The sequence below is a fragment of the Lactococcus sp. NH2-7C genome (assembly GCF_029953655.1).
Taxonomy (GTDB): Bacteria; Bacillota; Bacilli; order Lactobacillales; family Streptococcaceae; genus Lactococcus; species Lactococcus lactis.
Genome location: NZ_CP124538.1, coordinates 2,298,758 through 2,311,098, shown reverse-complemented (window position 1 = coordinate 2,311,098; position 12,341 = coordinate 2,298,758). Strand labels below are relative to the sequence as shown.

The 12,341-nt window shown below is 37.2% G+C and carries 13 protein-coding genes; all 13 read right to left on the bottom strand.

Going from position 1 to position 12,341, the window contains the following annotated elements; all coding sequences use genetic code 11:
* Positions 1-165: 165 nt before the first annotated feature.
* On the bottom strand, positions 166-1,086 hold the full coding sequence (gene cysK / locus QJV49_RS11600; RefSeq protein ID WP_225511714.1) for a cysteine synthase A: 921 nt from the start codon (positions 1,084-1,086) through the stop codon (positions 166-168).
* Between the two features lie 216 nt (positions 1,087-1,302).
* On the bottom strand, positions 1,303-2,445 hold the full coding sequence (locus QJV49_RS11595; RefSeq protein WP_225511713.1) for a cystathionine gamma-synthase: 1,143 nt from the start codon (positions 2,443-2,445) through the stop codon (positions 1,303-1,305).
* 128 nt (positions 2,446-2,573) lie between these two features.
* Positions 2,574-3,368: an acetyl-CoA carboxylase carboxyl transferase subunit alpha gene (accA, locus tag QJV49_RS11590; protein ID WP_225511712.1), complete on the bottom strand. Its 795-nt coding sequence runs from the start codon at positions 3,366-3,368 to the stop codon at positions 2,574-2,576.
* The gene (accD, locus tag QJV49_RS11585; protein WP_029343621.1) at positions 3,361-4,227 is read right to left on the bottom strand and encodes an acetyl-CoA carboxylase, carboxyltransferase subunit beta; all 867 of its coding nucleotides are present in this window, start codon (positions 4,225-4,227) and stop codon (positions 3,361-3,363) included. The genes accA and accD overlap by 8 nt, the downstream gene beginning before the upstream one ends.
* 85 nt (positions 4,228-4,312) lie before the next feature.
* On the bottom strand, positions 4,313-5,680 hold the full coding sequence (gene accC / locus QJV49_RS11580; RefSeq protein WP_225511711.1) for an acetyl-CoA carboxylase biotin carboxylase subunit: 1,368 nt from the start codon (positions 5,678-5,680) through the stop codon (positions 4,313-4,315).
* A 393-nt stretch (positions 5,681-6,073) separates the two neighbouring features.
* The gene (gene fabZ, locus QJV49_RS11575) at positions 6,074-6,508 is read right to left on the bottom strand and encodes a 3-hydroxyacyl-ACP dehydratase FabZ (protein WP_003132511.1); all 435 of its coding nucleotides are present in this window, start codon (positions 6,506-6,508) and stop codon (positions 6,074-6,076) included.
* A gap of 126 nt (positions 6,509-6,634) precedes the next feature.
* The gene (gene accB / locus QJV49_RS11570) at positions 6,635-7,102 is read right to left on the bottom strand and encodes an acetyl-CoA carboxylase biotin carboxyl carrier protein (RefSeq protein WP_139916356.1); all 468 of its coding nucleotides are present in this window, start codon (positions 7,100-7,102) and stop codon (positions 6,635-6,637) included.
* Between the two features lie 6 nt (positions 7,103-7,108).
* Entirely contained in the window at positions 7,109-8,338 is a 1,230-nt protein-coding gene (gene fabF / locus QJV49_RS11565) for a beta-ketoacyl-ACP synthase II (RefSeq protein WP_225511710.1), read from the bottom strand.
* Positions 8,339-8,378: 40 nt separating this feature from the next.
* Positions 8,379-9,110 carry a 3-oxoacyl-[acyl-carrier-protein] reductase gene (fabG, locus tag QJV49_RS11560; RefSeq protein WP_225511709.1) on the bottom strand — a complete coding sequence of 244 codons (732 nt, stop codon included), beginning with the start codon at positions 9,108-9,110 and terminating at the stop codon, positions 8,379-8,381.
* Positions 9,111-9,195: 85 nt separating this feature from the next.
* Positions 9,196-10,122: an ACP S-malonyltransferase gene (gene fabD, locus QJV49_RS11555; RefSeq protein WP_225511708.1), complete on the bottom strand. Its 927-nt coding sequence runs from the start codon at positions 10,120-10,122 to the stop codon at positions 9,196-9,198.
* Positions 10,123-10,401: 279 nt separating this feature from the next.
* Positions 10,402-10,623, bottom strand: coding sequence for an acyl carrier protein (locus QJV49_RS11550; RefSeq protein ID WP_003132501.1), 222 nt, complete (start codon positions 10,621-10,623; stop codon positions 10,402-10,404).
* Between the two features lie 165 nt (positions 10,624-10,788).
* The gene (locus tag QJV49_RS11545) at positions 10,789-11,766 is read right to left on the bottom strand and encodes a beta-ketoacyl-ACP synthase III (RefSeq protein WP_225511707.1); all 978 of its coding nucleotides are present in this window, start codon (positions 11,764-11,766) and stop codon (positions 10,789-10,791) included.
* Complete coding sequence (locus tag QJV49_RS11540) at positions 11,766-12,206, bottom strand: MarR family winged helix-turn-helix transcriptional regulator (protein WP_225511706.1); 441 nt, start codon at positions 12,204-12,206, stop codon at positions 11,766-11,768. Before QJV49_RS11540 ends, QJV49_RS11545 begins: the two co-directional genes overlap by 1 nt.
* Between the last annotated feature and the right edge of the window lie 135 nt (positions 12,207-12,341).

Genomic DNA, 12,341 nt, shown 5'->3' with positions numbered 1-12,341 from the left:
GAAAAACTAAATCAGTTAAATTTGTCAATCATTGACTGACAAAATCGAATCTACGATTTCCCCTCCTTTGTTCTCTTCTTAATCTATTCTCATTCTAACATCCGTAACAAAAAAAGTACAGAAAATTGCTCATAAGACTAAAAAAACTTGGAAAAAATCCAAGTTTTAATCATTATAGAGTTCTGTTGAAAGGTAACGCTCACCATTGTCAGCACAAAGTGCGAGAACTTTTTTTCCTTTACCAAGTTTTTTTGCCAATTCATAAGCTGCCCAAATTGCTGCGCCAGAAGAGATTCCTACTAAAAATCCTTGAGTTTTACCAATTTTTCGTGCGGTGTCTAAAGCATCATCACTTGTCACATCAATCACTCCATCATAAGCCTTCGTATCTAAATTAGGTGACATAAATGGAATACCAATTCCTTGAATGCGGTGTGGCCCACTCTCACCTCCTGTTAAAATTGGTGATTCTGCCGGTTCAACAACAAAAGTTTTAATTTTAGAATTTTGACTTTTAAGATAGTGAGAAACGCCAGAGATTGTACCCCCAGTACCTGCACAAGCAACAAATGCGTCCAGTCCATTTTCACCAAATGCGTCAATAATTTCTGGACCAGTCGTTAATTCATGGGCTTTTAAATTAGCTGGATTTTCAAATTGCATTGGCATAAACCAACCATTTTCTTCAACTAATTTTTGACCTAAATCAATGGCAGCTTTGATGCCATCAGCTGCTGGAGTCAAAATCAATTCTGCTCCGTAAGCTTGAATAAGCTGACGACGCTCTTTTGAATAACTATCAGGCATGATAATAACCACTTTATAGCCTAAAGCTGCACCAGCCATGGCAAGTCCAATTCCTGTGTTTCCAGAGGTAGGTTCAACAATAGTTCCTCCCTTTTTTAAGCGACCATCTGCTTCAGCTTGCCGAATCATTTGTAAAGCAATCCGATCTTTAACGGAACCTCCAGGATTAAAATATTCAAGTTTTAGATAAATTTCTGCTCCATTTTCTGGACCATTTTTTAGTTTGATAATTGGGCTATTACCAACTAATTCAGTAATATTCTCAACAATTTTTACCATAATTAATTCCTAAATTACTGACAGCTTTACCAGTAGAAAGTAAATGAACCTAAGAGGTTGAAAAATCAACTCTTAAATAATTTATTTTACTTCTGTCAGTAAATCTCTCTCAGTTTCTACTGTCTAATTTTTCTGTCAGTTCAACAGGACTAACGGGAGCTGTTGAAGCCAGGGAGAAAGGAGTTATAAGCTTTGCTTACAAGTCTGTCAGTAAAATTATTTTTTTTCAAGTGCTTTTTTGATATCTGTCAGTAAATCTTCAATCGCTTCAACACCTACTGATAGACGAATTAGGCCATCTTTAATCCCAATTTCTTCACGAAGTTCTTTTGGAATAGAGGCATGAGTCATCACTGCTGGCACTTCGATTAAAGATTCAACGCCACCTAGTGATTCAGCTAATGTAAAATAGCTCAAGTTTTCAACAAAATCTTTGACGGTATTTTCATCCGTTAATTCAAATGAAATCATCCCTCCAAAGGCAGACATTTGTTTTTTAGCAATTTCATGCCCTTGGTGGCTACTAAGACCTGGATAATAAACTTTTGAAACGGCTTTAGACGTTTCTAAAAACTCAGCAATTTTTTGAGCATTTGCCGAATGAGCCTCCATCCGAAGCGCAAGTGTTTTAATTCCTCTTTGGACTAACCAGCTGTCTTGAGGTCCAAGAACTGCCCCAATTGAATTTTGTAAAAAGCCAATTTCGCTGGCGAGTTCTTTTGAGTTTGTTGTGACTAGTCCTGCCACTACATCTGAATGCCCCCCTAAATACTTCGTTGCGGAATGCAAAACAATATCAGCTCCCAAAGCAATTGGTTGTTGTAAATATGGTGTCGCAAAGGTATTATCCACCAGAGTTAAGGCATCATGAGCTTTGGCAATTGTTGAAATTTCCTTAATATCCAAAACTTTTAATAAAGGATTTGAAGGAGTTTCAAAATAAACAGCTTTCGTTTCTTCCTTAAAAGCCGCTTTCAAGTCATCAAGATTACTCAAATCAACTAGATCATAGCTAATCCCTGTCTTTGTCAGCACTTTATCCATCAAACGGAATGTTCCACCATAAACGTCGTCAGCTAAAATAATATGATCTCCTGCAGAAAATAGCGAAAGAACCGCATGAATTCCAGCAAGCCCTGAACTAAATGCAAATCCTTGAACACCACCTTCTAAATCTGCAATTAATTCTTCTAAGGCATGACGCGTTGGATTTCCAGAACGTGAATATTCGTATTCTTTAGGTTGTCCAAGTCCATTTTGTTTATAAGTTGAAGTTTGATAAATTGGAACAGATACTGCTCCTGTTGTCTTGTCTGTTGAAATACCACCATGAATTACTTTCGTTTTTAAACTTGTCATTGGCCCTTTTCTTTCTATTTTCTATCTAATATAAAGATATCATGAAAGTTTACTCAGTGCTATAAGATTTTTTTATAGCAGAATTAACTTTTTTTATGTATAAAAAAAACGAAGGATATCTTTCGCTTTTAATATTTTCTAAATCTTTCATAGCGTTGTTCTGCCAATTCTGTTTCTGTCAGTAATGACAGTTCACCAAGTGTTTCTGTCAGCTGTCTTTTCAGATTATCAATCAGATTTTCCTCAGAAATAACAGCATCAACAAGACCCATTTCTAAAAGATGTGGCGCTGTGATTTTCATCAATTCAGCCGCTTCATCACGACGTGAACCATCTTTCCAGAGAATCGTCGCAAAACCTTCTGGAGAAAGCACGGAATAAACAGCATTTTCTAAAATATATACTTTATTGGCAAGTGCAAGAGCTAATGCTCCTCCTGAACCACCTTCACCTGTGATGAAAGCAATAATCGGAACTTTAAGGTCAGACATTTCCAAAAGGTTTCTAGCAATTGCTTCACCTTGTCCACGTTCTTCTGCTTCAATTCCTGGATAAGCACCGGCTGTATTGATAAAGGTGATGACTGGACGACCAAATTTTTCAGCTTGTTTCATCAGTCTTAACGCTTTACGATAGCCATTAGGACTTGGTTGTCCAAAATTAGTAGCTAAATTTTCAGCAAGGTTACGTCCTTTTTGAATTCCAATAACGGTCACAGCTTGATTATTGAAGCGAGCAATTCCGCCGACAATCGCTTCGTCATCTGTTAACTGACGGTCACCGTGTAATTCAAAGAAATCAGTGAAAACTTTGTCAATAATATCTCTTGCCGAAATTCTGTCAGCCGCTCGTGCTTCATTAATAATGTCAGCGATATTTTTTTGTGAAACTTCACCTGTCAGTGAATCAATTGTTTCAGACATTTTCCACCTCCGTATGAAGTTCTAAAAGAAGTGCCAATTTTTGACGTAATTCAGTCCGCTTAACAATTGCATCAACAAAACCATGATTCAAAAGAAATTCAGCTTTTTGGAAATCATCAGGCAAAGTTTGACGGACGGTTTGTTCGATGACACGACGTCCAGCAAAACCAATTAAAGATTGGGGTTCAGCTAAAATAATATCTCCCAGACTGGCGAATGAAGCTGTCACTCCTCCAGTTGTTGGGTCAGTTAAAACTGTAATATAAAAAAGTCCTGCATTTGAATGACGTTTCACAGCAGCCGAAGTTTTGGCCATTTGCATCAATGACATAATTCCTTCTTGCATTCTTGCACCACCTGATGCCGTAAAAACAATAATCGGCAACTTTTCGGCAGTCGCATACTCAAATAAGCGTGTCAATTTTTCACCGACAACAGTTCCCATTGAAGCCATGATAAAAGTCGAATCCATAATTGCCAAAGCCGTTTTTTGCCCTTTAATTGTGGCCGTCCCAGTCATAACTGCCTCATCAAGACCAGTCCGTGCTTTTGTTGCCGCCAATTTTTCAGGATAACCTGGAAAATCCAAGGGATTTTTGCTTTCGATTCCAGTGAACATTTCAACAAAAGAATCTTTGTCAGCAACAATTGCTAACCGTTCTTTGGCTGTAATTCGGAAATTGTAATCACAATTAGGACAAACTTTATTTTTTCCTAAATCTTTTTGATAAATCGTATGTTTACAAGCAGGACATTTGGCAAAAAGTTCATCAGGAACTTCTGGCTGCTCGGCTTGCTTTTCAATAATGGAACGATTTGGATTAATTTTAATGTATTTTTTCTTTTGGAAAAGAGCCATCTTTGCATCCTTTTCTCATTTTTTTATAAATTTTACTGACAGATGAATTGTAAGCCATCTGACAATTCTGTCACTAATCTATTGATTAATCTTCTTTTTGATATTCTGGTAAGAAAACATTTCCTAAGAAGCTTGTATCATAATCTCCTGCCACAACATGTGGGTCAGAAATTAATTCTAGTTGGAAATCAACATTTGTAATGACCCCTTCAACGTCAAATTCAAGAAGGGCGCGTTGCATTTTCATCAGTGCTTCAAAACGATTTTCACCATGAACAATGACTTTAGCAATCATACTATCATAATATGGCGGAATGCTGTAACCACTGTACATAGCGCTATCAACCCGCAAACCAACTCCACCACTTGGCAAGAAAAGATTAGTAATTTTTCCTGGACTTGGTGCAAAATTAAATTTAGGATTTTCAGCATTAATTCGACATTCAATCGCATGTCCACTAAAAGTCACATCTTCTTGCTTGACAGATAATTCATTCCCATTGGCTATACGAATTTGTTCTTTTACAATATCAACACCTGATACAAACTCTGTGACCGGATGTTCAACTTGAACACGTGTGTTCATTTCCATGAAATAAAACTTACCAGAAGATTCATCAAGTAAGAACTCAATGGTTCCCGCATTTTCATAAGAAACATGCTGAGCTGCTTTAACAGCCGCAGCTGTTATTTCATTTCGTAAAGTGTGTCCAATTGCAACTGACGGAGATTCTTCAAGAACTTTTTGATTATTTCTTTGCAATGAACAATCACGTTCACCAAGATGAATCACATTTCCTTGACTATCTCCTAAGATTTGAACCTCAATATGACGCGCTGGGAAAATCATTCGTTCGATGAACATGGCTCCATTACCAAAAGCTGCTTGTGCTTCCGCTTGTGCTGCCTCAAATGCTGGAACAAGTTCCTCAACATTATTAACCTTACGAATTCCTTTACCACCACCACCAGCTGATGCTTTAAGCATGATTGGATAGCCAATTTCTTCAGCAATTTTTACTGCTTCATCAGTGGTATGAACTTCGCCCTCAGAACCCGGTGTTACAGGAACACCAGCTTTAATCATTTCTGCACGAGCATTGATTTTATCACCCATCATATCCATAACTTTTGCTGACGGACCGATAAATTTAATATTCATTTCTTCACAAAGACGAGCAAATTTTGAATTCTCAGAAAGGAATCCAAAACCTGGGTGAATCGCTTGTGCGCCTGTTGCCACAGCAGCTGACAGAATATTATTCATATTAAGATAAGACTCAGTACTTCTAGCTGGGCCCACACAAATTGCTTCGTCAGCTAAATGAACATGTAAAGCATCGCGGTCTGCAGTTGAATAAATGGCAACTGTACCCACTCCTAATTCACGAGCTGCACGAATAATTCTTACAGCAATTTCGCCACGATTGGCAATCAAAATTTTATTAAACATAGATGTTCTCCATATGGGAAAATACCCCGAGCTTTTGCTCAATGGGTGTTTTGAAAGGAATGATAAAAAAGAAAGTTATTCCCAACAAAACAATTTTTTGATAAATAAAAATAAGTCCGAATTTACCATAAGTAAAAAATCTTATGGTTAAAATAAATTTTTGTTTCTTAATCATAAAAAATATGATTATTTTTAAATGAAGATGAGCTATTTACCTAAGGCAGGACACAACCTGACATCTTCGATATCAGGTCACCTTGACCGTCTTTAATCCATACTCGCTACATCGCTAAAGCGATTAGTCGTAATGGTTATAAGCCTATCTCCACTTCGTTTCGCTGTCCGTTTTCTCTACTTGCTAAAGCAAGTGATAAAAAGGCAAGTACTAAAGCACTAACGCCCTAAGGCAAAAGTCAAAGTTCCTTTAGCCGCCAATTTTCCATCAACAGTTGCTTCTGCTTCTACAACCGCAATTGGACCACGACGTTTGATAAATTTAGCATGTAAGACCAATTGATCTCCGGGAGTGACTTGTTTTTTGTACTTAACATTGTCCATTCCCGCATAAAAAACAAGTTTTCCTTTGTTTTCAGGTTTAGATAATTCTAAAACACCAGCCGCTTGTGCGAGAGCTTCCATAATCAAAACCCCTGGCATTACTGGATATTGTGGAAAATGTCCTTGGAAAAATTCTTCATTAATCGTCACATTTTTTATTGCTGTAATTTCATCCTCAGCAATATCAATCACACGATCGACTAATAGAAATGGATAACGATGAGGCAAAGCCTCCATAATTTCAGTTACATTAATGTTTACTTCAGTCATTTATTCTCACTTTTCTTTTAGAGATTCACTGACAGAACTTGTCAGTAAATTCTCTGGCACCTAAACCAGAGCTGTCAGTAACTTTTACATCAAAGATAAACTGACAGAGCTTTGTCAGTAATTTTTTTATTTGATTCTCATCAAATCTTGACCAAATTCAACGACATCTTCTCCAGAAACCATAATTTCCGTGATAACTCCATCTTTTGGTGCAGGAATTTCATTCATTACTTTCATTGCTTCAATAATAAGCAAAGTTTGACCTTTTTTAACTGAATCACCAACTTTGGCAAATTCAGCCTTATCTGGTGAAGGTTTAAGATAGGCCACACCCACTAACGGAGAAGTAACTGCTTCACCCTCAGCTTCAACAGCCGCTTCACTTGCTACGGGCGCTTCTGTACTTTCTGCAACTGGCGTTGCTTGTTGAGCTGTAAATGCAGGTGCAGTATGTGCAGCACTTTGAGCTCCAACAAGGGCTTGACCTTCATTTTTAGAAAATGATAATTCACCATCGGCATTTTTCCAAGAAAATTCACGTAAAGTAGAACCATTGAATTGGTTCATCAAATCTTTTACTTCTGAAATGTTCATTTTTATTTACTCTCCAGTCCATTTCTTGAATGCCAATACAGCATTGTGTCCACCGAAACCAAAGTCTTGCGACAATGCAAGATTAATATCAGCAGGTTTACCTTCACCAAGAACAACATTAATTGTCATTCCTTCATCAAGTTCAGTTGTTCCAGCATTTACTGGTGCATATTGATTCAAAAGTGCTTGAACAGTTGCCACTGCTTCAATTGCACCAGTTGCACCAAGTGCATGACCGTGCAATGCTTTTGTAGATGAAACATAAGCTTTATCGCCAATTACATTGTGAATTGCTTTGCTTTCAGTTTCTTCATTGGCATGTGTTGAAGTTCCGTGTGCATTAACGTAATCAACATCAGCTGGACTTGCACCAGCTTCTTCCAAAGCCAATTTAATCGCATTTTCAGCGCCCACTCCTGAAGGAGTTGTCATATGGAAAGCATCATTTGTATTTCCGTAACCAACAATCTCAGCCAAGATATTAGCGCCACGAGCTTGTGCATGTTCAAGGCTTTCCAAAATCAATACACCAGAACCTTCACCCATTACAAATCCAGAACGATTTTTATCAAATGGAATACATGCTTTTTCAGGGTCAGTTTCTTTAGTCAAAGCAGTCAAGTTAGCAAAACCTGCAATTCCAAGTTCACAAATAGCCGCTTCAGCACCACCAGCAATCATTGCATCAGCGTAACCATGTTTGATTTCACGGAAAGCTGAACCAATTGAATTGGCTCCAGCCGCACAAGCAGTAACTTCAGCACGAGAAACCCCACGAGCCCCTGTACGTAAAGCAACATTACCAGTTGCCATATTAGCAATAGCAAGCGGAACATAGAGTGGTGCTACCCCTTTACGAGGTCCTTTAGCGACAATGGCTTGTGAATTTTTTTGTGATTGTTCAAGTCCACCAATCCCAGATGCCATGATACAACCCAAACGATCAAAATTAGTATTTTCTTCTGTAATACCAGACATTTCCATTGCATCAAGTGCTGCATGAACCGCATAAAGTGAGAAAGTATCCATCCGACGTGCATCTTTTTTCTGGAAATATTTATCAAATGGAAATTCTTTTACTTCTGCTGCAACAGAAATTCCTGTTGCTTCAGCATCAAAGTGAGTGATTGGACCAATTCCAGTTTTACCAGCTTTAAGATTGTTCCAAAATTCTTCTGGGCTATTCCCAATTGCACTAACTACACCATAACCAGTAATTACAACTCTATTTGTCATATTTTTATCCTCTTAATTTCAAAATTTATCAATGAATAATTTACATTGAAACTCCACCATCAATGGTAAGTACTTGTCCAGTCATATATTCTTGTTCAGCCAAGAATTGAGTTGCTGTTGCAATTTCTTCAGGCATTCCAAAACGTTTCATTGGAATTTGTCCTTTCATTGCATCTTTAACTTTGTCAGAAAGAACTTCAGTCATATCTGATTCAATAAATCCTGGAGCCACAGCATTGACGCGAACATTACGTGCCGCAACTTCTCTAGCAATTGATTTTGTCAAACCAATAAGTCCTGCTTTTGAAGCGGCGTAATTTGCTTGACCAGCATTTCCCATCAAACCAACCACTGATGAAATATTAATAATTGCTCCAGAACGAGCTCTGGTCATCGGTTTCAAAACGGCCTGTGTCATATTGAAAGCCCCAGTCAAGTTGATTTTAAGAACAGTCTCAAAATCTTCTTCTGACATTTTCAAAGATAAACCATCACGAGTAATTCCTGCATTATTTACCAGAATATCTACTGAACCAAGAGTTTCAATCGCTTCTGCAACCATTCGTTTTGCATCTTCTGATTTTGAAATATCACCAGAAATACCAACTGCTTTAACACCATAGGCTGTAAATTCAGCTAATAATTCTTCTGAAATTGCTGAACGACCATTAATAATTAGATTAGATCCCGCTTTAGCAAATTGAAGCGCAATTGCTTTACCAATTCCACGTGTTGAACCAGTCACAAAGACATTTTTATTTTTAATTTCCATTATTTAAGATATGAGCCTGCCTAAGAAGTTTTAGCACTTTAGTACTAAAATTCTAAAAGGGCGAACTCAATTCCTTTCTTCAATTTTACTGATTAATCAAAGCTTCAAATGAAGCTAAATCTCCAACATTTGCAATTTCTGCATTTTTATCAATTTTTTTAATGAAACCTGAAAGTACTTTACCAGGACCAACTTCGATAAAACGAGCCGCCCCTAGCTCTTGCATTGTTTCAACAGATTCATAAAAACGAACAGGTTCCATAACTTGACGAGTCAAAAGAGCTTTAACTTCATTATTTTCCATGACTTTAGCACTCGTATTTGAGATTAAAGGCAATTCAAAAGGTCTAAAATTAATTTTATCAAGTTCCAAAGCCAATTTTTCAGATGCTGATTTTAAAATTGCAGTATGGAAAGGTCCTGAAACTTTTAATTCAATAAGCTTACGAACGCCAGCTTCTTTAAGCAATTCAACAGCATAATCAACTGCCTCAACTTCACCACCAATAACAATTTGTGCGGGCGTGTTATAATTTGCTGGACTCACAATACCGCCTTTAAATTCGGCCGCTTTCTGGCAAATTTCTTCAATCAAGGCTGGGTCTGTGTTCATTACAGCAACCATTTTACCAGAACCAGTCGGAGCAGCTTCTGTCATGTATTGACCACGTTTAGCGACAAGTTTAACCGCTTCTTGAAAATCAATGATTCCTGATGCTACCAAGGCTGAATATTCACCAAGACTAAGACCAGCAACAAGATCAGGTTTGATCCCATTCTCACTTAACAAACGTAAGATAGCAACAGAGGTTGTTAAAATTGCAGGTTGAGTGTACTTTGTTTCATTTAGTTTTTCTTCATCATTATCAATCAAAGCTCGCAAATCATACCCTAAAGCTTGACTTGCTTCATCAAAAGTTGCTTTAACCGTTTCATATTGGTCATACAAGTCACGTGCCATTCCAAGTTTTTGTGCCCCTTGACCTGAGAATAAAAATGCTGTTTTAGTCATAATATATAGTAATCAACCTTTTGAATCCATGATTCAAAATCAGTCAATTTGAATTCCTCGTATTTTCTTTTATAAAGTTAATTATTAGTATTGTAAAATGTTTTTTATCTTAAAAAAAATGACATTCTTCAATATGAAAATTATAGGACATGCTCAGTATATCACTACTGAGCTCCCTATACTAGAATTCTATTTTGAAAATAGAACTAGTCCAACGAAAAGAAGGGGCGAAATTCGCAAAAGAATCAACTCCTTTGCTCGCTTCACCCCCATCCCGAATTATTTGTTGTTTTCTACGTATTTTACGAGGTCAGCAACTGTTTTCATATCTGCTTCTGTATCAACTTCAACGTCGAATTCGTCTTCGATGTCATTGATGATTTGGAAAAGGTCAAGTGAATCAGCGTCGAGCTCTTCAAATGAAGTTTCGAGTGTTACTTCTTCTTTTTCTTTACCGAGTTCGTCAACGATAATATCTTGTACTTTTTCAAATACTGCCATAATTTTTTCTCCTTTAATTGAGTGAAAATATTTATATTATATCCGCAAAGCGGTTTATAACCATTAGTTAGTGAAGATTTTAAAAATCTTCTTGTAAGTCAAAGTTAGCTGATAATGTTTTCTTATATAGACAACTTAAGAAAAACTTGCTAAACTTTGGAGCTTTTATAAATTAATAATTGCTGTGCCCCAAGTAAGGCCTCCGCCAAATCCTGTCAAGACGACTTTTGTTTGACCGTCCAAACTAAATATACCATTTTTTACGGATTCTGACAACAATATAGGAATACTTGCTGCCGATGTGTTACCATATTCTTGCATATTTTGAAGGAACTTTTGGCGCGTCACACCAAGCTTTTTAGCCATTTTATCAAGGATTCTTGAATTTGCTTGATGAAGGAGATAATAATCTACTTCTTCAGCAGACAAATTAGCTTTTTCTAAAGTTGCCTGGATATTTTTAGGAACATCACGTACGGCAAAATCAAAAATCGCTCGCCCTTCCATACTCAAGTTTTGACTTTCGTATGAAACAGAGGCAAATGGAGTTTGGATGTCAGCATAACTAGAGAGTAAACTATCTCCACGACTTCCATCTGTTTGCATTTTTTCAGCAACAATCAGAGGTTGACTAGCGCCAGTCTCTATAAGCACACCAGCGGCTCCATCTCCGAAAAGAACAGCAGTTGACCGGTCCGACCAATCAATCACTTTTGAAAAGACTTCTGCGCCAATGACAAGTCCTCGTTGATATGCTCCTGAGGAAATTAATTTTTCCGCTGTTGATAGAGCAAAGACAAAACCTGAACAAGCCGCAATCAAATCGTAAGCAAAAGCATTAATTGCCCCTACTTGAGCTTGAACACGTGCTGCGGTTGAAGGCATCAATGAGTCCGGAGTTACCGTAGCAACAATGATGAAGTCAATCATTTCCGGGCTTAAATTTGAATCGCTAATTAACTGCTTAGCAACTTTAGCTGCTAAATCTGAGGTGTTCTCCCCAGTTGAAATATGGCGATTTTTTATTCCTGTCCGGCTGTAAATCCATTCATCATTAGTATCCATTATTTTGGATAAGTCATCATTAGATACCACATTTTCAGGCACATAATGTGCCACTTGCGTAATTTTCGCAAAAGTCATTATTTCATATTCTCCAAAGAATCGTGTAAGGTTGCAAGTTCACCAGCCAATTTATTTTCAGTAGTTCCATAAACGCTATCAAATAGGTTATCTGTAATCGTATGGAAAAACTCACGGTGAGTTGCACAAAGCTCGTCACCCTTCGATGTCAGTATAATATGAGTCACTCGTCTATCCGCTGTAGAGCGATTGCGTTCGATATATCCCTTATCTTCTAATCGATTGAGGGTAATTGTAATTGTTGACAAAGCCAATTTTTGATTTTTGGCAATATCTGTCGCACGACAAGTTCCTAGCGTATGAACCAATGTCAAAATTTGTAATTCTTTTACTGTTACATCTGAATAAGCTGAGTCTTTTAAAAACTGTTCCTCTAATATCATAAAATCATGAAAAAGTTGAATCAGCCATTCATTCACCTTATCAAAATCTGTTTTCATCTGTCATCCTCTTCATTATTTAGATGTGAGTCCGACTTTAGACATTACGAAAAATAAGAAACCGAAATTAATAAAACTCCTCCTGAAATTTTACTATTACATTTATATAGGGGATAAACTGATGCAAAAAACATC

Coding starts and splice junctions, on each gene's coding strand:
- accA (WP_225511712.1), bottom strand. CDS start 3,368: ATGTCTGAAACAATTGATTCACTGACAGGTGAAGTTTCACAAAAAAAT.
- cysK (WP_225511714.1), bottom strand. CDS start 1,086: ATGGTAAAAATTGTTGAGAATATTACTGAATTAGTTGGTAATAGCCCA.
- fabZ (WP_003132511.1), bottom strand. CDS start 6,508: ATGACTGAAGTAAACATTAATGTAACTGAAATTATGGAGGCTTTGCCT.
- accC (WP_225511711.1), bottom strand. CDS start 5,680: ATGTTTAATAAAATTTTGATTGCCAATCGTGGCGAAATTGCTGTAAGA.
- QJV49_RS11540 (WP_225511706.1), bottom strand. CDS start 12,206: ATGAAAACAGATTTTGATAAGGTGAATGAATGGCTGATTCAACTTTTT.
- QJV49_RS11550 (WP_003132501.1), bottom strand. CDS start 10,623: ATGGCAGTATTTGAAAAAGTACAAGATATTATCGTTGACGAACTCGGT.
- accD (WP_029343621.1), bottom strand. CDS start 4,227: ATGGCTCTTTTCCAAAAGAAAAAATACATTAAAATTAATCCAAATCGT.
- fabG (WP_225511709.1), bottom strand. CDS start 9,110: ATGGAAATTAAAAATAAAAATGTCTTTGTGACTGGTTCAACACGTGGA.
- fabF (WP_225511710.1), bottom strand. CDS start 8,338: ATGACAAATAGAGTTGTAATTACTGGTTATGGTGTAGTTAGTGCAATT.
- QJV49_RS11595 (WP_225511713.1), bottom strand. CDS start 2,445: ATGACAAGTTTAAAAACGAAAGTAATTCATGGTGGTATTTCAACAGAC.
- QJV49_RS11545 (WP_225511707.1), bottom strand. CDS start 11,766: ATGACTTTTGCGAAAATTACGCAAGTGGCACATTATGTGCCTGAAAAT.
- accB (WP_139916356.1), bottom strand. CDS start 7,102: ATGAACATTTCAGAAGTAAAAGATTTGATGAACCAATTCAATGGTTCT.
- fabD (WP_225511708.1), bottom strand. CDS start 10,122: ATGACTAAAACAGCATTTTTATTCTCAGGTCAAGGGGCACAAAAACTT.